Below are 20,975 nucleotides of genomic sequence, written 5' to 3'. Positions count from 1 at the left end.
GCAACTCTCCCCTTGCCCCGCTCATAGGCGGATGACGCCGGACTTGGAATATCCGAGTTCCTCCATCACCGCCGCATGATCGTGCCACAACTTGTCGCGCAGCTCGGCGGGAAGCGATTCGATCCCCTCGCCGGATCGGCCCGATCGGAAGAAGCGTTCGGCGGTGGGCGCGGTCTCGCGGAAACCGGCGCGGTCCTCACGTTCGCGCAGCCGGTCGAAGCGGGAGAGTTCCACCGCACGCGCCACGCGCTCGCGGTCGTCCGCGCCCTCGATCTTGAGGAATGTCAGCATGCGGGCGAACACCGTGACGGTGTCGGCGAGCAGATCCTCGTAACGGACCACGAGCAGGGGGATTTCGGTCTGGCGCGTCCAGGACAGATAATGGCCCGACCAGCCCAGCGTCTGCTGGGGGATCTGCGCATGGCTGCGGCGGCCGATCGAGAAATTGGGCCGGCTCATGTGGTGCGCGGTCTGCGTGCAATCGGCCTGGCCGCGGTGGAACGCGAACGACAGGCACACGTCCATCGGATGCCGCACCAGCAGGATCGCGCCGCGCGAGCAATCGGCGGGAAACAGGCCCTCTCCCGCACGGTTGCGCTGCCAGGCGTCATGCACCTTGACGAAGAAATGCGCGCGCGGCGTGCTCCGCGCGCATTCCCGGTACACCAGCGGCCGGAGCAGATCGGTCTCCGCGACGGTCAGGTCGCCCGAGCAAATGCCGGTGATGTTGTCGAAGGCAGAGCGATCCGAACTGATCTGGCCGACTGCCGCGATCGGATCGTCGGTTTCCTCGGGCTGTTCCAGCTCGCCCAGGAAATTGGCCAGCAGGATGCGCGTCCAGGTGTTCCCCGACTTGGGGAAGGACGCCAGCCAGACGATCCGTCCCCCCGGGTTCGCTTCGCGGGGCGGCGCGATCGGGGGAAGCGCACCCTCAATCATGCGCTTCGATCCAGCGCGCCATGAAGGCAACGCCCGAATCGAACTCATCCGGCATCATCCGCCGCGTGAACCGCATGACCTGCACCTTGCCCGCGAGCCCGGCCAGCCCTTGCCACAAGGCGCGGTTGCCCAGGATCTTTTCCGCGAAGATGGGCCGATAGACCGCGCGACGCAGCGCGTTGATGGCCGGCGCCCCGCGGATCGGAGTGATCTCCGGCTCCGAATTGCGCCCGCCCTCGCGCAGCACGACCAGGCTGGCCATCACGCCGGCGACAGCGCCCGTGGGGTTCGTCGGAGTGGCGTAATGCTTGTCGAAGCCGGCGACGCTGCGCACGGGCACCCCCCGGGCGGCGCCGGTGAGTTCGATCGCGTCGCGCCACAGCTTCAGATCCTTCTGGCCGGTGAAGCACAGGGGATCGGGGCTGAGCCGTGCGGGATCGATGATCAGCACGTCATCGGTGAAGAAGGGATGGCCACGCGCCGAAAGCGCCGCTGCCAGCGTCGACTTGCCTGCGCCCGGCCGGCCGGTGAACGCATGCACCTTTCCGTCGATATAGACGGCGCTGGCATGGAGCGGGATCAGGCCGCGCTGATAGCAGAGTGCGGCCCATGCCGAGCCGAGCAAGAACAGCGACACGTCGCCATCTTCATGCTCGGCGGAGCGCGAATAGACGATTCTGCACCCGTCCTCGATCAGATAGCGGATGCCGCTCGGCACCTTGAGCAGCATGCGCGATCCGCTGATCTGATAAGGAAGATCGCCGGATTTTTCTTCGCCTAATGTTTCGGGTACTTCGCCGCGGCGAATTTCGACGTCTGCCGCGCCGTCGACCAGATAGGGAGATATCCTCTGGCCCAAGTCAAGATCGGCGGAAACAGTAAAGGGCAGCGCTGAATTGTTCACATCGACACCAGATTGACTTTGGCGACCCTGGGAAAGTCCGAATCGTTTCGCCTGTATTTTGCATCTTACGATCGGCAGGGAAACCAGATATACCGCCGCAGCGTGCGAGTCATCAGGGCTCCGCTGATGCCTCCGCAGTGGGGCATAAGCGAGAGCCGCGTCAACAGGAATGGGGAACGATAGCATGAAGGCCAAGCATCTCACTCTTGCTCTGCTCGCGACGGCGTCGATGGGCTGCTATTCCGCGCCCGCGCAGGCGCAGGCGGAGCCTTTCATCGGCCAGCTCATGCTGACCGGTGCTAATTTCTGCCCGCGCGGCTGGGCCACGGCCTCGGGCCAGATCCTGTCGATCGCGTCGAACACCGCACTGTTCTCGCTGCTGGGCACCACCTATGGCGGCAACGGCCAGACCACCTTCGCGCTGCCCGATCTGCGCGGCCGCGTTCCGATCAGCAACGGCCAGGGTCCGGGTCTTTCGCCCTACTCGATGGGCCAGGCCGGCGGCACCGAGAACACGACGCTGAACATCCTGCAGATGCCGATCCACAATCATACCGCGACCGCGACCACCCAGATCAAGGTTGCCGGCGGCGTCCAGGCCGATACGCCGACTCCGGTGCGCAACAGTTTCGCGGTGACCGGAACGAACAACACCTATTACACCGGCGACCCCACGGTTCACATCATGGACGCGGCGACCGCGGCGACCACCGTGACGGTGAACACCAACGGCGGCAGCCAGCCTTTCTCGACCCTGCAGCCCTATCTGACGTTGCAGTGGTGCATCGCGCTGGAAGGAATCTTCCCGTCGCGTAACTAAGTCTTTGCGATTGGCGACTTGCCGCTTTATCAATATTGAACTGCGGCAAGGTCGCGGTTTTTAGATTTCGGAGCTTACCATGAGTGTTCCTATGCGCGGAGATCAGACGATCCTCGATTGGGTCGCGCCCAAGCTGGTCGAGCTTTCGTCCAATATGAGCCATGTTGCTTCCGGCTATGCCGCCGGCAGCGACGCCGATACCGAGGATACCGGCTTCTCCGAGAGCTGATTTCGATCCGGGGCGCGGCGTTGCTTTCTAGCGGTTGCGCCCCTCGATCGACCGGATGAACCGCGCCATTGCTAGCGCGCGGGTGAAACCGACCATCGCGATCGCAAGATCGGGATGGTCGTTTCGTGTCAGTGGCGTTTGCGCCGGCAGCGCATGAAGCGCCGCCCGCAGCCGCGGGATGTCGATCCGCTGCGCGACCTGGGGATCTTCCGCCAGAACGTCGAGTTCCGCGTCGAACCGCGCCAGATCGCGCGTAAGGCGCAGGTGCCAGTCTGCCGCCTGACGCCCGCGCGGCGCGGTCAGGACTTCGCCGGGCAGCCGGTCCGCCATCAGGCGCCGGACAAGCCTGCGATCCATGCCCTGCCGGTAGAACTGGTCGTCGGGTATCGCGTAGCAGAATTCCACGAGCCTGCGGTCGCCCAGCGGATCGCGTCCCTGCACGCCGCGCACTGCCTGCGACGCAAGCGAAAAGGCGCCGCCACGATGGCGGACACCGCGATCGAGCATGGAGGCAAGCAGCGTCCGGCGATCGGCGGCCGGCTGGAAAGCATCGTTCCATCCCAGCTCGCGGAATCGCTGCTCGATGCCCATTCCGGATGCGAAATCGGGATGGATCGCCGAATAGCGCTGCCAGCCGATCTCGAAGCTGGCCGGCCACCGGCGGCGATAGGCGGCGTATAGCCCACGCGGCATGTTTGGCACGAGCGCAAGGCTCACCAGATTGCCGAAGCCCAGCCAGCGCCGGTTCCCCTGGCGCTCGTTGAACGCGCGAAGCTCCCGCGCGAGGCTCAGCCAATGGCCGTGCCGGAACAGGCCGGCGATCACCTGGCTGGCTGCGGACATGCTGATGGTGGCATTGCCGCCGCCGCCCGAGAGCGCCACGCGCCGGCCCGATGCGCGGATCGTCCGGCTGAGCTCCTGCCCCCAGTGCATGTTGGTGACGTTGCGCATGGGCATGTCAGCCGCGGCGAGCACTTGCTCCATCCCCTGGTCGAGCGAGACGCCGGCCGAATCGATGAAATGGACGTCCAGCGCCGGATAGCGCTCCGCCAGCGCGCGCACCGGCCCGCTCTCGTCGCCGACCCGCCACGCGCCGAACGCGCGGCCGTCCCAGCCCGGCTCCGGCACCGCCGTCACGCAGAACAGCCGCTCGCCGCTGCCGCGCGCATCGAGCAGGCCCAGCGCGGTCACCGCGACGCAGGTGGAATCGAGCCCGCTGCTCAGCTTCACCGCCGGTGTCTCGACGCTGCGCATCGCATTGGCGACGGCGGCCTCCACCAGTTCGCGGGCGCGCTCGACATAGTCGGCGTCGCGGGCATAGCGCAGCGGCGGCGTATCGGCGATGTCGTAGAAGCGGGTGATCCGGAACTCGTCCGGTCCGGCCACGAGCATATGGCCGAGCGGAAGGCTGTGCACGCCCTTGAAGCAGGTGGCCTCCCGGTCCTGGAAGTTGAGCACCAGCATGTCGGCAAGCTGCTGGTCGTCCAGCTCGCGCGGGACGTCGCCCAGCGCGAAAAGACCCTTGGGCATCGACGCCAGCACGATGCGGTCGGGCTGCTCGACATAATGGATCGGATGGCCGCGCAGCGGCGATCGGGCGGCCACGATCCGGCGATGCCGGGCATCGGCGACGATGAAGGCGAAATCGCCGTGGAGCCGCCGCGCGCAATCCTGGCCCCACGCCTCCCACGCGCGCCGCGCCAGCTCGCAATCGGTGATGGTGGCGGCGCGCGCGGCCGGAAGTCCCAGCGCGGCGCAAAGCTCCTCGCCATGGTCCAGCCGCCCGGCGAACACCATCATCGCGCCGCCGGGCAGCGCCATCGGCTGGAATTCCTGACGGTCCTGCGGGGTGAAGCCGATCATATGGGTCCACACCAGGCCCATGCAGCCGTCGGCCTCCACGCCATCGCGATCCGGGCCATAGAGCCTGAGGCTGGTGCGCATCCGATCGAGCGCGCGGCGTTCGACCGGCCGGCCGTCGCGGTGGAAGATCGCGCCTATCGCACTCATGCGGGGATTGTTCTCGCAGAAACCGGTGGTGGCAAGCGGCACGCGGCACGGGCGCCGCCCCGCATGCCGCGATCCGGGCGGAACGATGCCCCGATGCGCGCGATGCCGGGCCGGAATCCGGCCGAAACCCGCGGAAATCCGCAGGTTAGGCGGCTTTGGTCGGTTCGCCCGGCACGGTCAAGAACGATCTTGGCCGCGCGGCGCGATCACACGCGTTCGCTATCGTGCGCCTTCTGCAGCGCCGCCGCGATCAGGCCGGGGACGGCCGGGTCCTCGATCGTGGCGGGCGTGGCGAAGGGTTCGCCGTTCGCCAGCTTGCGCAGCAGGTTGCGCAGGATCTTGCCCGATCGCGTCTTGGGAAGCTGGGGCACGACATGCGCGGTCTTCAGCGCGGCGACGGCGCCCAGTTCGGCGCGGACGGCGGCGATCACCTGGCGCACCAGCGTATCCGCATCGGCGGCGCCCGCGCGCGGCACGACGAAGGCGACCGGGATCATGCCCTTCACCGCATCGTCGGCGCCGATCACGGCGCATTCGGCGATGCCGTCCTGCTGGGCGACGATCTCCTCCATCTGGCCGGTGGACAGGCGATGGCCGGCGACGTTGATGATGTCGTCGGTGCGGCCCATGATGTGGAGGAAGCCCTCCGCATCGAAATGGCCCGCGTCGCCGGTTTCATAATGGCCGGGGAAGCTTTCGAAGTTGCGATCGAACCCCGCCTGGTTGTTCCACAGCGTGCGGAACGCGCCGGGGGGCAGCGGGGCCTTGATCGTCACCGATCCGCTGGCGCCCGTGGGCACGGGCCGCCCGTCCTCGCCGAGCACCTCGAAGGCGTAGCCGGGGACGGGGAAGCCCGCGCTGCCGCGCTTGCGGCGCAGGTCGCCCAGCGCGAAGCAGGTCGCGATCGCGGGCCAGCCCAGCTCGGTCTGCCACCAATGGTCGATCACCGGCAGGCCGGATTTCTCCTCCAGCCAGGCGATGGTGTCCGGATCGGCGCGCTCGCCCGCCAGGAAGATCGCGCGCAGCCCGCCGGTGCCCGTCTGGGCCAGGAAGGCGGCGTCCGGATCCTCCTTGCGGATCGCGCGGATCGCGGTGGGGGCGGTGAAGAATATCTTGACCTGGTTGGCCGCGATGGTGCGCCAGAAGGTGCCCGGATCGGGCGTGCCCACCGGCTTGCCCTCGAACAATATGGTCGTCGCGCCGACGAGCAGCGGCGCATAGACGATGTAGCTGTGCCCCACGACCCAGCCCACGTCGGACGCCGCCCAGAAACGGTCCCCCGCGCCGATGCCGTAGATGTTGGCCATCGACCAGGCGAGCGCGACGGCATGGCCGCCATGTTCGCGCACGACGCCCTTGGGTGTGCCGGTGGTGCCGGAGGTGTAGAGGATATAGAGCGGGTCGTTCGCCGCCATCGGCTCTGGCGCGGGCAGCGGATCGGCGGCGCTTTCGGCGCCGAGTTCCGCCCAGTCCAGGTCGCGCGGGGCGGTGAGCCCGGCCTGCAGCGCGTCGCGCTGGAACACCACCACCCGCTCCACCGGATGATCGGCCAGCGCCAGCGCCTCGTCCACCATCGGCTTGTAGGCGATGACGCGGCTGCCCTCGATCCCGCAGGAGGCGGTGAGCAGCACGCGCGGCGCGGCATCGTCGATACGCTTCGCCAGCTCCAGCGGGGCGAAGCCGCCGAACACCACCGAATGCACCGCGCCGATCCGCGCGCAGGCCAGCATCGCGAACACGGTCTGCGGGATCATCGGCATATACAGGACGACGCGATCGCCCTTGGCCACGCCCAGCCGCCGCAGCATCGCGGCCACGCGCCCGGTTTCCGCCAGCAGTTCGGAGTAGCTGTATTCGCGGCGCTGGCCGGTGACCGGGCTGTCATAGATCAGCGCGGCCGCATCGCCCCGCCCGGCGGCGACATGGCGATCGAGGCAGTTGTGCGCGGTGTTGAGCACGCCCCCGCCGAACCAGCCTTCATCCGCGCCATGCACGCGCTCCGGCGGCACGAACCAGTCGATCGCGCGCGCGGCGGCGCCCCAGAACGCCTCGGGATCGCGGACGCTGGCATCCCAGGCCTGGCGGTAGGAATCGCTCATCTGCCGGGTCCTATCGGAAGCTCTTGGAAAGGACGACGAGCGAGGGATCGTCGTCGAACGGTTCGGGGGTGAAGCCCTTCTCGCGCTCCAGCTCGATCGCGGCATGGTTTTCGCGCGCCTCGATCGCGATCACGCGGCGCAGGCCGCGGCGTTGCGCCTCGCGCCCCAGGAAATCGAGCAGCGCCCAGCCGACGCCGCGGCCGCGATAGTCGCTGCGGATCGATATCGCGATCTCGGCGGTGTCCATCGCCGCATCGCTGGCCAGCAGCGCCGACGCGATCAGTTCGCCGTTGGCGGCGTCGAAGCCCAGGAAGCTCTCGCTGCGGAAGTGATCGGCGTGGATCAGCGGCTCGAGCTGGTCGTGGCTGACGTGCGCCGCGGCGGAGAAGAAGCGGAAGCGGCGATCGTCGCCGCTCACCTGGTCGAAGAAGGCGGCCAGCGCGGCCTCGTCTTCCTCCGTCGCCGGGCGGACGGCGACCGCAAGGCCGGAGCGGGTGTGGAGGCGTTCGTCGGTGGACATGGCAGCATTCCCCTGATGGCCGCCGCGCCTTGCCCGTTGCGGCGGCCTATGACTTTGATCCAGCGAAAATTCCGGCGGGGAAGGGGGATTGCTCCCGCCTTCCCCGCACGGGGCGTCAATCGTCGATGTTGCGGCGGAAGGTTTCCGGCAGAAGCAGCAGGCCGACCACCAGCGTCAGCCCGGCCACCACGATCGGATACCAGAGGCCGTAGTAGATGTCCCCCGTGGCCGCGACCATGGCGAAGGCGGTGGTGGGCAGGAAGCCGCCGAACCAGCCGTTGCCGATGTGATAGGGCAGCGACATCGACGTATAGCGGATGCGGGTGGGGAACAGCTCCACCAGCATCGCCGCGATCGGGCCGTAGACCATCGTCACCAGCAGCACGAGGTAGAAGAGCACCGCCACGACCAGCGGCTTGTTGATCGCCGCCGGATCGGCCTTGGCCGGATAGCCCGCCGCCTTCAGCGCCGCCTTCACATCGCCCTGGAACTTGGTGATCGCGGCCTTGCGCGCATCGCCGGAGAGCGTGGCGGGATCGGGCGCGGCGATCGTCTGGCCGCCGATGCGGACCGAGGCGACCGTGCCCGCGGGCGCCGCGACATTCTGGTAGCTGATCGCGTTCTTGGCCAGGAAGGCCTTGGCGATGTCGCAGCTCTTGCTGTCGAACTTGTTCCTGCCCACCGGATCGAACTGCAGCGAACAATCGTCCGCGTTGGTGACGACCGACACCGGGGCGCTGGCCGCGGCGCGGGCAAGGGCGGGGTTGGCCGCCTCAGACAGCAGGTGGAACGCCGGGAAATAGGTGAACACCGCCAGCGCGCAGCCGGCCATGATGATCATCTTGCGCCCGATCCGGTCGCTCAGCCAGCCGAAGAAGATGAAGAAGGGCGTGCCCAGCGCCAGCGCGACCGCGATCAGGATGTTGGCGGTGGCGCCGTCGACGAGCATCATCTTCTCAAGGAAGAACAGCGCGTAGAACTGGCCGGTGTACCAGACCACCGCCTGGCCGGCGACCGCGCCGAGCAGCGCGACCAGCACCCATTTGGCGTTCTTCCACTGGCCGAAAGCCTCGGTCAGCGGCGCCTTGGAGGTGGTGCCTTCTTCTTTCATCTTCTGGAAGACGGGGCTCTCGGCGAGCTGCATGCGGATCCACATCGACACCGCCAGCAGCACGATCGAGACCAGGAACGGCACGCGCCAGCCCCATTCCTTGAACGCATCCTCGCCGATCAGCGTGCGCGTGCCGATCACCACCAGCAGCGCCGCGAACAGGCCCAGCGTCGCCGTGGTCTGGATGAAGCTGGTGTAGAGGCCGCGCTTGTTGTCCGGCGCATGCTCGGCGACATAGGTCGCCGCGCCGCCATATTCGCCGCCCAGCGCCAGCCCCTGCACCAGCCGCATCACGACCAGCAGGATCGGCGCCACCACGCCGATGGTGGCATAGGAGGGCAGCAGGCCGACGACGAAGGTCGAAAGGCCCATCAGGCCCATGGTGACCAGGAAGGTGTTCTTGCGGCCGACGAGATCGCCGATCCGGCCGAACACCAGCGCGCCGAACGGGCGGACCGCGAAGCCGGCCGCGAAGGCGGCGAGCGCGAAGATGAACCCGGTCGTCTCGTTCACGCCCGAGAAGAACTGCGACGATATGATCGTGGCCAGCAGGCCGTACAGATAGAAATCATACCATTCGAATACCGTGCCAAGCGACGAGGCGGTGATGACGAGCTTTTCGCTCTGCGTCGCCTTATGGTGCTTGGGCAGCTTGTCGTATGACGTTGCCATGATTGTCCTTCCTCTCCCCTGACGAGCCCTTAGAAGCCGTACTTTGCGGCAAGTTCGAGCCGGTCGAGCTTGCCCTGCGCGCCGCCTACCACCCGGCGTTCGCCGTGCCGGTATTCGATACCCAGGTCTACATTCTTGACTGGCGACCAGAACAGGTTGGCCGCGGCGCTCCACGCCTGATCGTTGAAGCCCGCCAGCGCGGCGGGTGCAAGTGCGGCGTCGTAATCGACGCCCTGATAGCTGCCCATCAGGTTCAGCCGGATCTGCGGCGTCAGGCCGATGCGCACCGCGGCGAAGGCGGCGAATTCGCGCACATCGGCCAGCGTGCCGCTGGCCGGCACATAGATGGCGTCAGGCGCGAAGTTGAGGCCGATGTAGCGGCCGGCGTTGCTGCCATAGGTGGCCATGAAGCGGACGTCGCTCGACTTGTCGCCGGCAAGGTAGATCTTGCCCGCCGCGCTGGCCGCCCAGCCGAAACTGGAGTCGGAGGCCGCGCCGTTGGCCACGCGCACCTGGCGCGCCAGGCCCGCCAGCGAAAGCTCGCCGAAACTGCCGGCCCAGGTGAGCCGCGCGGCGAAATCGGGCAAGCTGTCGTCGCCGTTCTCGATCAGCGTGGGCAACCCCAGCGTAGCCGTGCCCGACTCCGCGTTCTCGGCCGAGACGTGCAGCGTCATGCCGCCGCCCAGCGGCGCCGAATAGCGGATCAGCGGCTGGCGGACGAACACCGTGCCCTCGGTCACGCCGACATAGTCGGTGCTCTCGGGCAGGGCGCCGGTGTACTGGAAGGTCGACCAATCCTGGCCGAAGGTGAACTTGTCGACCTGAAGCCAGGCGCGGCGCAGCGCGAGATTATAGCCGTTGGTGGTGCGCTGCGATCCCTGGGTGCCGGGCGAGGTCTGGAAATCGGTCTCGACATAGCCCTTGAGCGAATGGCCGGCGACGTCGGTGGACAGGTTCAGCCAGAAGCGCGCCTGCTTGGCGCTGAAATCCTGCACGCGCGAAGCGGGGCCGCCCGCGGTGGGGATCGCCTGGGGCAAATAGAAGTCGCGGCCGAGCGAGTTGGTGGCAACCTCGCCATCGCTGAAGCGGCTGTTGCTGGCGACAAGCTTCAGATAGCCGCCCAGCTTGATCGTCGTGGCGCCCGATCGGAAGCCGTCCGCCGGGGCGGTGGCGGGCTGGGCCGCGGCCTGCGCGGGCGGCGCATCGGCCTTTGCCGCGGCCTTCTGGGCGACGGCGGTGGTCTGCGCCAGCTCGCCGCGCGCGGCGGCCAGATCGCTGCGCAGCGCCTGAATCTCTGCCTCCAGCTTCTCCAGCCGGCTGGCGAGCGCTGCCTCGCGCGTGGCGGATTGTGCGAACGCCTGGCCCGGCGCCACCAGCGCGCTGGCTGTGAGCAGCAGCGCGATCGCCGCCGTCCTTCGCCTCAGCATGACATCATCTCCCTACCCGGTGTTCTCTCGTCTTTCCTGGGGCATGGCGGAGAGTGCGGCGGCAGCGGGCAGGCGGCCATCCCTGCAAAGGTCGTAGATATAAGACCTAAGTCTAAGCTCCCGTGGCGGGTGCGATGGGCTAGGCGGAGCCGAAAGATCCTCGCCGGTCACAGGAGGAAATGATGGGAGAGACGCTTTACCCCGTGCCCGCCGCTTGGGCGGCTGACGCGCTGATCGACGAGGCGCGCTATCGCGAGATGTATGCCCGGTCGATCGAGGATCCGGAGGGCTTCTGGCGCGAGCAGGCGCAGCGGATCGACTGGATCCGCCCCTTCACCCGGGTGAAGGAGACGAGCTTCCACGAGGCCGATTTCGGCATCGCCTGGTTCGCGGACGGCACGCTGAACCTGTCCGCCAACGCGCTCGACCGGCACCTGGCCGAACGCGGCGAAGCGATCGCCATTCTGTGGGAGCCCGACGATCCCGCCGAGCCGCACCGCGAAATCAGCTATCGCGCGCTGCACGCCGATGTCTGCCGCTTCGCCAACCTGTTGAAGGCGAAGGGCGTGGGGCGCGGCGATCGCGTGACCATCTATCTGCCGATGGTGCCCGAGGCGGCGGTGGCGATGCTGGCCTGTGCGCGGATCGGCGCGATCCATTCGATCGTGTTCGCGGGCTTCTCGCCCGATGCGCTGGCGGGCCGGATCGTCGATTGCGACAGCCGCATCGTGCTGACCGCCGACGAGGGGCTGCGCGGCGGCAAGCGCGTGCGGCTGAAGGCGAATGTCGATGAGGCGCTGGCCCAATGCCCCGGCGTGGAGACGGTGATCGTGCTGCGCCGCACGGGCGCCGATGTGGCGATGCAGCCGGGCCGCGACATCGACTGGCACGATGCCGTCGCCGCGCAATCGCCCGATTGCCCGCCCGAGGAGATGAGCGCGGAGGACCCGCTGTTCATCCTCTATACCTCTGGATCGACGGGCAAGCCCAAGGGCGTGCTGCACACCACCGGCGGCTATTCGGTATGGGCGTCGATCACCCACCAATATGTCTTCGATTACCGGCCGGGCCAGGTCTATTGGTGCGCGGCCGACATCGGCTGGGTCACCGGCCACAGCTATGTCGTCTACGGCCCGCTGATGAACGGCGCGACGACGGTGATGTTCGAAGGCGTGCCCAACTGGCCCGATCCCTCGCGATTCTGGCAGGTGGTCGACAAGTTCGGCGTCGAGATATTCTACGGCGCCCCCACCGCGCTGCGCGCGCTGATGCGCGAGGGCGACGATTGGGTGACGCGCACCAGCCGCAGCACGCTGCGCCTGCTGGGCAGCGTGGGCGAGCCGATCAATCCCGAGGCGTGGGAATGGTATCACAAGGTGGTGGGCGAGGAGCGCTGCCCGATCGTCGATACCTGGTGGCAGACCGAGACCGGGGGCACGATGATCACCCCGCTGCCCGGCGCCACCGCGCTGAAGCCGGGATCGGCGACGCGGCCCTTCTTCGGCGTGCGGCCCGCGCTGCTCGACAACGACGGGACCGAGATCGAGGGCGCGGGCAACGGATGCCTGGTGATAACCGATAGCTGGCCGGGGCAGATGCGCACCGTGTGGGGCGATCACGAGCGGTTCTTCCAGACCTATTTCACCACCTTTGCCGGCCAGTATTTCACCGGCGACGGATGCCGGCGCGACGAGGATGGATATTATTGGATCACCGGCCGCATCGACGATGTGATCAACGTTTCCGGCCACCGCATGGGCACCGCCGAGATCGAGAGCGCGCTGGTGGCGCACGTCTCCGTCGCGGAAGCCGCGGTGGTGGGGATGCCGCATGACATCAAGGGCCAGGGCATCTATGCGTTCGTCACCACCAATGCTGATGTCGAGCCCGACGAGGCGCTGCGCAGGGAGCTGATCCAGTGGGTGCGCCACGAAATCGGACCGATCGCCACCCCCGACGTGATCCAGTTCGCCCCCGCGCTGCCCAAGACGCGCAGCGGCAAGATCATGCGCCGCATCCTGCGCAAGATCGGGGAGAATGACGTGAGCAACCTGGGCGACACATCGACGCTGGCCGATCCTTCGGTCGTCGATCACCTGCTCGCGAACAGGCCGCAACTGGCGGAGGCGTGAGCGGAACCGTCCTGATCGCGGACGATCATCCGCTGTTTCGCCAGGCGCTGCGCCTTGCGGTGGAACGCGCGCTGCCCGGCACGGCGATTGTGGAGGCGGGAACGCTCGCCTCCGCCGCCGCCGCCGCGGCCGGGGCGGAGGCGCTGCGGCTGATCCTGCTCGACCTCAAGATGCCGGGCGCGGTGGGCTATTCGGGGATCGCGATGCTCCATGCAGAATGCCCGGAGGTGCCGATCCTGGTGGTGTCGAGCGCCGAGGGCGCCGCCGCCGCCGACGAGGCGCGCGCGTTCGGGGCGATCGGATTTCTCCACAAGGGCAGCGATCTGGCCGCGATCGAGGCGGCCATCGCCCGGGCGGTGGGCGGCGGGCGGCCCATGCGCCCCGCGCCAGCGCCGGAGGGCGATGCGGGGATGGAGGCGATCCGCGAGACGGTGGCCGGGCTGACGCCCACCCAGCTCAAGGTGCTGCTGGCGGTGCTGGACGGCCAGCTCAACAAGCAGATCGCGCACGGGCTGAACATCAGCGAGGCGACGGTGAAGGCGCATATGACCGCGATCATGCGCAAGCTGGACGTGCGCAACCGCACGCAGGCGGCGCTGGTGGCGCGTTCGCTAGGGCTCGATCTGCGCCACTGACACTTCGGCCAGGAACGCCTCGATCGCGCCGGGCGCGACGGGCTTGTGCAGGATGCCGATCCCCATCGCGGCGGCGCGGGCGCGGAGATCCGGGCTGGTCTCGGCGGTGACGAGCAGCGCGGGCAGGCCGGGATGGCGCGCGCGCAGCCGGGCGATCAGGTCCAGCCCGTCCTCGCCGTGATCGAGGTGGTAATCGACCAGCGCGGCATCGAACGGCCCCTCGATGGCCAATGCGCCGGCGATGCCCCTGGCGCCCGTGGCACGATGGCCGAGCCGTTCGAGCAGCGCGATGCTTGCCTCGACGATGCGTTCGTCATTGTCCACCGCCAGGATGCGCAGCGGCCGCGTGATGCCGGAGGGGACCGGCGCGGGCGCGGGGGAGGCCGCTCGCCACGTACCGGCGCCGGTTTCCAGCGCGGGGAGATAGAGGCTGAAGCGGCTGCCCCGGCCGGGTTGCGAGCGGACCTCGATCCGTCCGCCGATCAGCCGGACGATGCGGCGGACCAGCGCCAGCCCCAGGCCCAGCCCCTCGACCTCGACCTGGCCCAGCCGGGTGAATTCGGCGAAAATCTCCTCGATCTGCGGCTCGGCGATGCCGACGCCGGTATCGACCACGTCAATCCGCCATTCGCCGCCGCGCCGCCGCACGCCGACCAGCACGCCGCCGTGCGAGGTGTAGCGCACCGCGTTGCTGAGAAAATTCTGCATCACCGAACGCAGCAGCCCCGCGTCGCTCTCCACGCTGCCGGGCAGCGGGCCGATGCGCAGGCGCAGCCCCTTGGCCTCGGCGATCGGGCGGATCGTCTCGGCCAGGTCCGACAGGAAGGGCGCCAGGCCGATCGCGGCGGGGACGGGGGTTACGCCGCCCGCGTCGATCCGGCTGATGTCGAGCAGCGAGCGGAGCAGATCCTCCGCTGCCACGATCGCGCTTTCGACGCGGTGGACGATATCCTGTTGCGCGGCGGTGGCATCCCGTTGCAGCGCGGCGGTGAACAGCCGGGCGGCGTGGAGCGGCTGGAGCAGATCATGGCTGGCGGCGGCAAGGAAACGGGTCTTGTCCTGATCCGCGTTGGCGAGCAGCCGGTTGGCCTCGCTCAGCGCCTGCGTCCGGTCCGCGACGCGCTGTTCGAGCTCGTCGAGCGTTCGGCGCAGTTCCTCGCGCACGCGGGCTTCCTCGCTGATGTCGGTGAAGGACATCACATAGCCGCCGCCGGGCATCGGGCCTCCGACGGTCTTGATCACCTTGCCGTCGTGGCGGAGCCGTTCGAAGCTGTGCTCCTGTCCGCGGCGGAGATGCTCCAGCCGCTTGGCGACATGATATTCGACGTCGCCCGGCCCGAAATCGCCGTGGCGCGCGTTATAGCGGATCAGCTCCGCCACCGGCACGCCCACGCGCACCATGCCGGCGGGATAATCGAACAGGTCGAGGTAGCGCGTGTTCCACGCGACCAGGTTCAGATCGGCATCGACCACGCTGATCCCGGCGTCGATATTCTCGAAGGTGGAGGCGAGCAGCCCGCGCGAGAAGCGCAGGCTCTGGCCGCCCTCGTCGAGCAGGCGGGCGACATCCTGGAGGCTCACCGTGCCGCCAGCCAGCGCCGAGGCGACCAGCGCGCGGGCCGAGGAGGCGCCCACCACCTGCGCGATCAGCTCACGCGCGCGGCGGGCGGAATGGCGGTCGACCGGCCGGTCGGCCGCGGCATCGGGGAACTCGCGTTCCGCCTGTTCCTTGCCGACGAAGCTGGCGGTGAGCTGGACCAGCCCGGCAAGGTTGGTCACCGGCCGTTCGGCGCGGGTGAGGCGGGGGAGCGCGGGCGCCTGGACATTGCGCGCGGCGGCCAGCGCATAGACGAGCAGGTTCGCCCCGACGCTCCAGATCACGCCATGCGAAAGCGGCGCCGCATTGCCGATGCCGAACAGCCGCAGCGGATCGGCGAGCGTGCCCGAAAGCGCCGCGAGCCATTCGGCCGGCAGCACCGGCGGCAGCGCCAGCGTGTACAGCCACAGCGCGAGCCCCACCGACAGGCTGGCGCGCGCGGCCAGCGGATCGCGGCCCTTGCCCGTCGCCGCCAGCACCAGATGGGGGCCGAACTGCGTCATCGCCGCGAAGGCGATCAGCCCGATCGAGGCGAGCGAGCTGCGTTCGGAGACGAGCAGCGCCCACACCAGCGCCAGCGACACGATCCCCAGGATCGACAGCCGCCGCACCACCAGCATCCGCCGGCCGATCGCACCCGCTTCGCCCGGCGCGGTGGCGCGCATCAGCGTGGGGAAGACCAGATCGTTTGAGACCATCGTCGCCAGCGCGGTGGAATCGACGATCGCCATCGATGCCGCGGCGCTGATCCCGCCGAGCAGCGCCGCCGCGAGCACGAACCCGCCGCCCTCCATCGCAGGCAGCGCGAGAACATAGCGGTCGGGCGCCACGCCGGACCCGAGCACGGTGACTCCCGCCAGCGCGATCGGCAGGATCAGCGCGGCCATCGCGATCAGGTACAGCGCCAGCCCGTGGCGCGCGCGCACCAGATCGTCGGCCTCGCGCGCCTCCACCAGCCCCATGTAGAACTGGCGGGGCAGCGCGACGATGGCGAGCGCGGAGATCAGCAGGATCACCGCCACGTCGATCGACAGCCGTTCGGGCGCGAAGCCGGTGCGCAGCGCCGCCACGCCCGCGTCGAAATCGGCGGCGGGGCTGTTCGCCAGCAGGTACACCGCGAACCCGGCCACCGCCGTCAGCGCCAGCAGCTTGATCGCCGACTCCAGCCCGATGGCGTAGAGCAGCCCCTCGCTTCGACCCGCCAGCTCGAACCGGCGCGCGCCGAACAGGATCGCGAACAGCGCCAGCAGTGGCGCCGCGATCAGCATCGCCTGCGCCGCGACATCCGTGCCGGAAACGATCGAGAGCGCGGCGCCGATCGAGCGGAGCTGGAGCGCGAGATAGGGGATGGTGCCGAGCAGCGCGATGATGGTGACCAGCCGCGCCACCACCACGTCATGACCGAAACGGGCGGCGATGAAGTCCGAAACGGTGGTGGTCTGCTCCTCCGCCACCGCATGCGCGAGCTTGCCGAGGAAGCGCGGCGCGGCGATCAGCAGGATGATCGGGGCGACATAGATGGGCAGATAGCTCCACCCGTCGCGTACCGCGCTGCCGACCGATCCGTAGAAGGTCCAGCTCGTGCAATAGACGCCAAGCGCCAGCGTGTAGGTGTGATGGCGCAGCGCGGGCCGGCGGGCGATCGCGGCGCCGCGCGCCTCCACCGCCGCGGCGATGACGAACAGCAGCAGGATCAGCGTGAGTGCCAGCAGCGCTGCCGTCAGCAGACTCATCGCCGTGCCATGCTCCCCCATCGCCGCCGGGCCTGGTGCCGGGCGTGGCGCGATGCTGGCGCGGATCGATCTGCCGCGTCAATGCGGCATTGCGCCTCAGGCGGGCGAACCGTCCTCCGCCCCGGCGCCGAAATCGACGCGGCCGATGCCCGCGGGGGCGATCAGCCGCTGGACGCGCCCGGCGAGCGCGCGCACCGGCTCCGGCGTGAAGCGGACATAATGATCGATGTTGCGCGGGCCGATGCCATGTTCCGCGCTGAAGCTGCCGTGATAGCCATCGACCACCATCGCGAACACCAGCCGGCGCACCTCCTCGGCCAGCCCCGCCGGGATCGGGCCGAGCGCGCGGGGCCAGACCATGTTGAAGTGCAGTCCGCCGTCGCCGCAATGGCCGAAATCGGCGATCACCAGCTCCGGCCAGCGGGCCGAAACGGCGGCGGCGGCCTCTTCGCGGAAGCGCATCAGATCGCCTCGGCGCACCGCGATGTCGCAGGCGATCACCGCCCCGGCGGTGCGCAGCCCCTCCGGAATGGCATGGCGCACGGCCCATAGCGATCGGCCCTCGTCGATCACAGCATCGGTGGCACGGCCGTCCTCGATCATCGGGGTGATCGCCTCGCCCAATATGTCCATCAGCAGGTCCGCCGGGATCGCGTCGCCCGCCGAAAGCTCGACCAGCGCGCAATAGGGCGGGCTCCCGCCCGCGAAGGGCGGCTTGAGCCGGGGGACATGGGAGAGCGCAAGATCGAGCGCGGTGCCGGAGATGCCCTCGAACGCGCTCAACAGCGTCCCCGCGCGGCGCTCCAGCGCCAGCAGCAGCGCTAGCGCCTCGGCCGGCTCGGCAAGCGCCACCAGCGCGCAGACGCTGTTCGCGGGCAGCGGCTGGAGCGCCACGGTGGCGCGCGTCACCACGCCCAGCGCGCCCGCGCTCGACGCGAAGAGCTGCTTCAGCTCCAGCCCCGAATTGTCCTTCCACACCGGATTGCCGAGCCGCATTTGCGTGCCCTGGCCATCGGCCAGCACCACCTCCAGCGCGAGCAGGCTGCGCCGGACGTCGCCGTGGCGCAGGAAGCGCGCGCCGCCCGTGTTGGCGGCGATCATCCCGCCGATCGTCGGATCGGCGCCCAGATCGATCGGGAAGGTGAGGCCATGTTCGGCCGCCGCGGCATTGAGCGCGGAGAGCGGCACGCCGGCGTCAACCTCCGCGGTGCGGTTCTCCGCGTCGATGCGGGGCGGGCCGGCCACACGCTCCAGGCTGAGCACGACCGAGCCGTCCGCCAGCCCCGCGCCGGCCAGCCCGCTGCGCGCGCCCTGGGGCACCACCGCCACGCCATGGGCATGGGCGATCCGCAGCACCGCCGCCACCTCGTCCGCCGAACGCGGGCGCGCGACCAGCAGCGCGGCGCCGCCCGGCCCGCGCCCGTCCTGATCGTAACCGGCCAGATCGGGCGCGGCGAACAGCAACTGCCCCTCGCCGATGGCGTCGCGCAGCGCGGCGGCCAGATCGGGCGCGGGCCGGGTCACGCGGCCTTGGTCATCGCGAAGATGCCCTGCGCGTTGCTGCTGTCGAACGCGAGATCGAGGCTGCCGGTCGCGGGATCGACATCGCGGGTGATGAATTCATAGAAGCTGCCGGGCACGCTGCGGCTTACCATATCGCCCTCGTGGCGGAAACGGCGCAGGACCGGATCGGCGCGCAGCGCGGTCTGGCGGACGCGGCCGCCCGCGGAAAGCTCCACCTTGTCCTTGATCGGCATGCCTGCTGCGCGCAGCTCGGCCGACAGCGCGTCCACATCGGCCACGCGATCGGTGGCGTGGTTAAAGGCGTTGCCCTCGGTCGCGATCCAGGCGGCTTCGGCGGATTCGGAGAGCAGCGCCTCATAATCGGCGAGCGCGCAGGGCTCATGCTGACGATCGAAGGCGGCGGCGAGCGTGGGCAGCACCGAAACCGCGAGCGCGAAGGGCACCTGAGCGCCGCCCTCGAACGCCGCCAGGACCTCCAGCGCGGCGCCGTCGAGCGGGTCGCGTGAGGCGCCGAAGACGCGGGCGGCGGACTGCTGGAAGCCTTCGGAGAAGCGATCGACGTGCAGCTCGCTGACGAAGAACTGCGGGATCGCCTCGGGCAGATCGCGGTGGCACCAGGCGTGGCCGGTCATGCGCAGCGCGGGCAGGGGATAGGCGCGGGCATGGGCATAGCCGAGCGGCGCCAGGATGCGGGTGAAGGCATCGATCCCGCCGGGCAGCGCCCCGGTGGGGCCGGAGGGGAAGCGGATCGTGCGCAGCGCGCCGTGATCGAAGGCGATGCGCCCGCCCGCGTCGATCACGCGATGCACATAGGCCGCGCCGGAGGGCACGCGCTCCAGCAGATCGCCGAACAGCAGGGCGTTCAGCGCCATCGCCATCTCGGCACGGCTGACCGTGGGACGCGCCTCGCCGAACGCCGGATCGATACGCAGCATTTCCAGCAGCGCGCGGGCGCGATCGGCACCGACGCAGGCCGCGATCAGCCGGTGGAGGTTGTTAGCATGCGCATCCGTCATGGAATATCTCCTTCGGGACGCGCTGTAGGAAGGGCGCTTGCCGGCGAATAGCGACAATGCGGCATGGATTCATTCGGATATGGAATGAATTCTCCCGCTCGCCGGTCAGCGCAGTCCGGGGATCGCCGCGCGATCGTCGCGCACCTGCGCCGCCTCGAAGCTGGCGACAGGATAGGCGCAGTAATCGGCGGCGTACCAGGCGCTGGGGCGGTGGTTGCCGGATTCGCCGATCCCGCCGAAGGGCATCGCCGCCGCCGCGCCGGTGGTGGGCCGGTTGCGGTTGACGATCCCCGCGCGGCTGTGCGCCAGCAAGCGCTGCCACAGCGCCTCGTCATCGCTCACCAGGCCCGCGGAAAGGCCGAAGCGGGTGGCGTTCGCCTCGGCGATCGCGGTGTCGAAATCCGCCACGCGGCGCACGGTGAGCACGGGGGCGAACAGCTCCTCGTCGGCGGTGGCGATGCCGGTGACGTCGAGCAGCGCGGGCGTGACGAAGGCGGGCGAGCGATCGAGGCGGCGCAGCGTCAGCACCGGCCGGGCGCCTGCCGCGATCGACTGGGCCACGCGCGCCTCGGCCGTATCGGCGGCGGCGGCGGAGATCAGCGGACCCATGAACGCGGTCTCGGCATCGTTCCAGGCGCCGATGCGGAGCTGCGCCGCCAGCGCGGCCACCGCCTCGACGATCGCGTCGCCAGCGGCACCCTGCGGCACGATCAGCCGCCGGGCGCAGGAACAGCGCTGGCCGGTGGTGATATAGGCGGACTGGACCACGATCGAGGCGACCGCATCCGGATCGCCATCCCATGCGATCAGCGGATTGTTGCCGCCGAGCTCCAGCGCCAGGATCACCTGCGGCCGATCGGCGAAAATACGCCGGAAATGCGCGCCCGCCGTGGCGGAGCCGGTGAAGAGCAGCCCGTCGATATCCTGCGCGATCAGCGCCGCGCCGCTATCCCGTCCGCCCTGCACCAGTTCCAGCACGCCATCGGGCAGCCCGGCCTCACGCCAGGCATCGGCCATCAGCGCGCCGACGGCGGGGGTCAGCTCCGAAGGCTTGAACACCACGGTGTTGCCGGCCAGCAGCGCGGGGACGATGTGGCCGTTGGGCAGGTGGCCGGGGAAGTTGTACGGCCCCAGCACCGCCATCACGCCATGCGGCCGGTGGCGCAGGATCGCCTTGCCGAAGCCGGTGTCGCTCGATCGCGTGCCGGTGCGCTCGGCGTTGGCGGCGATCGAGACCTCCACCTTGCCGATCATCGATCCGGCCTCGGCGTCGCTCTCCCACCGCGTCTTGCCGGTCTCGCGCGCGATCAGCTCGGCCAGCTCGGCTCGGCGGGCGGTCAGCCGCTCGGCATAGCGGCGGGCGAGCGCGATGCGCGCGTCGAGATCCTGCGCGGCCCAGCCGGGGAAGGCGGCGCGCGCCCGCGCCACCGCGGCGGCGCAGGCGGCGGCGTCCGCCTCCGGGCCTTCCCACACGGCTTCGCCGGTGGCGGGGTCTGTCGAGCGCAAGATCGTCATGTTCGTACCTGATTTCTGGTGCCCGGCGGGGGCGGGGCGATATTGCCCGACCCTAGCCGGTGGGCCAATGGCGCGGAAGCCCGCCGCCCGCG

General features: G+C 69.3%; 15 protein-coding genes. 4 read left to right on the top strand and 11 right to left on the bottom strand.

From position 1 onward, the window contains the following. Window positions 1–21: 21 nt before the first annotated feature. A complete protein-coding gene (locus OM513_RS16585; RefSeq protein ID WP_264945744.1) occupies window positions 22–939 on the bottom strand; it encodes a sulfotransferase domain-containing protein in 918 nt (305 codons plus the stop codon). After that, the gene (locus tag OM513_RS16580; protein WP_264945743.1) at window positions 932–2,029 is read right to left on the bottom strand and encodes a hypothetical protein; all 1,098 of its coding nucleotides are present in this window, start codon (window positions 2,027–2,029) and stop codon (window positions 932–934) included. The genes OM513_RS16585 and OM513_RS16580 overlap by 8 nt, the downstream gene beginning before the upstream one ends. Between OM513_RS16580 and OM513_RS16575 the strand changes: the two genes are divergently transcribed. Next, entirely contained in the window at window positions 2,028–2,663 is a 636-nt protein-coding gene (locus OM513_RS16575) for a phage tail protein (protein ID WP_264945741.1), read from the top strand. The two genes, OM513_RS16580 and OM513_RS16575, sit on opposite strands and share 2 nt — an antisense overlap. Window positions 2,664–2,754: 91 nt before the next feature. Continuing rightward, window positions 2,755–2,892, top strand: a complete 138-nt coding sequence (locus OM513_RS16570) for a hypothetical protein (RefSeq protein ID WP_264945740.1) — start codon at window positions 2,755–2,757, stop codon at window positions 2,890–2,892. Window positions 2,893–2,919: 27 nt separating this feature from the next. On the opposite strand, the gene OM513_RS16565 is transcribed toward OM513_RS16570, so the two are convergent. From OM513_RS16565 to OM513_RS16545, 5 genes are all read right to left on the bottom strand, one after another. Next, on the bottom strand, window positions 2,920–4,902 hold the full coding sequence (locus OM513_RS16565; RefSeq protein WP_264945738.1) for an asparagine synthetase B family protein: 1,983 nt from the start codon (window positions 4,900–4,902) through the stop codon (window positions 2,920–2,922). A 206-nt stretch (window positions 4,903–5,108) separates the two neighbouring features. Further along, window positions 5,109–7,001, bottom strand: a complete 1,893-nt coding sequence (locus tag OM513_RS16560) for an AMP-binding protein (RefSeq protein ID WP_264945737.1) — start codon at window positions 6,999–7,001, stop codon at window positions 5,109–5,111. A gap of 10 nt (window positions 7,002–7,011) precedes the next feature. Beyond that, window positions 7,012–7,521, bottom strand: coding sequence for a GNAT family N-acetyltransferase (locus tag OM513_RS16555; protein WP_264945735.1), 510 nt, complete (start codon window positions 7,519–7,521; stop codon window positions 7,012–7,014). A gap of 115 nt (window positions 7,522–7,636) precedes the next feature. Further along, entirely contained in the window at window positions 7,637–9,304 is a 1,668-nt protein-coding gene (locus OM513_RS16550) for an MFS transporter (protein ID WP_264945734.1), read from the bottom strand. Between the two features lie 29 nt (window positions 9,305–9,333). Next, complete coding sequence (locus tag OM513_RS16545) at window positions 9,334–10,731, bottom strand: porin (protein ID WP_264945733.1); 1,398 nt, start codon at window positions 10,729–10,731, stop codon at window positions 9,334–9,336. 182 nt (window positions 10,732–10,913) lie between these two features. On the opposite strand from OM513_RS16545, the gene acs reads away from it, so the two are divergent. Both acs and OM513_RS16535 read left to right on the top strand, forming a co-directional pair. Further along, on the top strand, window positions 10,914–12,863 hold the full coding sequence (acs, locus tag OM513_RS16540) for an acetate--CoA ligase (RefSeq protein WP_264945732.1): 1,950 nt from the start codon (window positions 10,914–10,916) through the stop codon (window positions 12,861–12,863). Then, window positions 12,860–13,498: a response regulator transcription factor gene (locus OM513_RS16535; RefSeq protein WP_264945731.1), complete on the top strand. Its 639-nt coding sequence runs from the start codon at window positions 12,860–12,862 to the stop codon at window positions 13,496–13,498. The genes acs and OM513_RS16535 overlap by 4 nt, the downstream gene beginning before the upstream one ends. On the opposite strand, the gene OM513_RS16530 is transcribed toward OM513_RS16535, so the two are convergent. The 4 genes from OM513_RS16530 to astD all read right to left on the bottom strand — a co-directional run bounded on the left by OM513_RS16530 (window position 13,475) and on the right by astD (window position 20,883). Continuing rightward, window positions 13,475–16,828 carry a hybrid sensor histidine kinase/response regulator gene (locus tag OM513_RS16530; RefSeq protein WP_264945730.1) on the bottom strand — a complete coding sequence of 1,118 codons (3,354 nt, stop codon included), beginning with the start codon at window positions 16,826–16,828 and terminating at the stop codon, window positions 13,475–13,477. The genes OM513_RS16535 and OM513_RS16530 overlap by 24 nt on opposite strands. 96 nt (window positions 16,829–16,924) lie before the next feature. Next, on the bottom strand, window positions 16,925–18,352 hold the full coding sequence (locus OM513_RS16525; RefSeq protein WP_264945728.1) for an FAD-binding oxidoreductase: 1,428 nt from the start codon (window positions 18,350–18,352) through the stop codon (window positions 16,925–16,927). Further along, a complete protein-coding gene (locus tag OM513_RS16520) occupies window positions 18,349–19,368 on the bottom strand; it encodes a 2-oxoadipate dioxygenase/decarboxylase family protein (protein ID WP_264945727.1) in 1,020 nt (339 codons plus the stop codon). The genes OM513_RS16525 and OM513_RS16520 overlap by 4 nt, the downstream gene beginning before the upstream one ends. A gap of 105 nt (window positions 19,369–19,473) precedes the next feature. Continuing rightward, the gene (astD, locus tag OM513_RS16515) at window positions 19,474–20,883 is read right to left on the bottom strand and encodes a succinylglutamate-semialdehyde dehydrogenase (protein ID WP_264945726.1); all 1,410 of its coding nucleotides are present in this window, start codon (window positions 20,881–20,883) and stop codon (window positions 19,474–19,476) included. Between the last annotated feature and the right edge of the window lie 92 nt (window positions 20,884–20,975).

It is taken from the genome of Sphingomonas canadensis (assembly GCF_026013525.1).
GTDB lineage: Bacteria > Pseudomonadota > Alphaproteobacteria > Sphingomonadales > Sphingomonadaceae > Sphingomonas > Sphingomonas canadensis.
The sequence above is the reverse complement of the archived record's forward strand: the minus strand, read 5'-3'. Positions and strand labels throughout refer to the sequence as shown.

Coding starts and splice junctions, on each gene's coding strand:
- OM513_RS16550 (WP_264945734.1), bottom strand. CDS start 9,304: ATGGCAACGTCATACGACAAGCTGCCCAAGCACCATAAGGCGACGCAG.
- OM513_RS16575 (WP_264945741.1), top strand. CDS start 2,028: ATGAAGGCCAAGCATCTCACTCTTGCTCTGCTCGCGACGGCGTCGATG.
- OM513_RS16580 (WP_264945743.1), bottom strand. CDS start 2,029: ATGCTATCGTTCCCCATTCCTGTTGACGCGGCTCTCGCTTATGCCCCA.
- OM513_RS16520 (WP_264945727.1), bottom strand. CDS start 19,368: ATGACGGATGCGCATGCTAACAACCTCCACCGGCTGATCGCGGCCTGC.
- OM513_RS16545 (WP_264945733.1), bottom strand. CDS start 10,731: ATGCTGAGGCGAAGGACGGCGGCGATCGCGCTGCTGCTCACAGCCAGC.
- acs (WP_264945732.1), top strand. CDS start 10,914: ATGGGAGAGACGCTTTACCCCGTGCCCGCCGCTTGGGCGGCTGACGCG.
- OM513_RS16585 (WP_264945744.1), bottom strand. CDS start 939: ATGATTGAGGGTGCGCTTCCCCCGATCGCGCCGCCCCGCGAAGCGAAC.
- OM513_RS16555 (WP_264945735.1), bottom strand. CDS start 7,521: ATGTCCACCGACGAACGCCTCCACACCCGCTCCGGCCTTGCGGTCGCC.
- OM513_RS16565 (WP_264945738.1), bottom strand. CDS start 4,902: ATGAGTGCGATAGGCGCGATCTTCCACCGCGACGGCCGGCCGGTCGAA.
- OM513_RS16560 (WP_264945737.1), bottom strand. CDS start 7,001: ATGAGCGATTCCTACCGCCAGGCCTGGGATGCCAGCGTCCGCGATCCC.
- astD (WP_264945726.1), bottom strand. CDS start 20,883: ATGACGATCTTGCGCTCGACAGACCCCGCCACCGGCGAAGCCGTGTGG.
- OM513_RS16570 (WP_264945740.1), top strand. CDS start 2,755: ATGCGCGGAGATCAGACGATCCTCGATTGGGTCGCGCCCAAGCTGGTC.
- OM513_RS16530 (WP_264945730.1), bottom strand. CDS start 16,828: ATGAGTCTGCTGACGGCAGCGCTGCTGGCACTCACGCTGATCCTGCTG.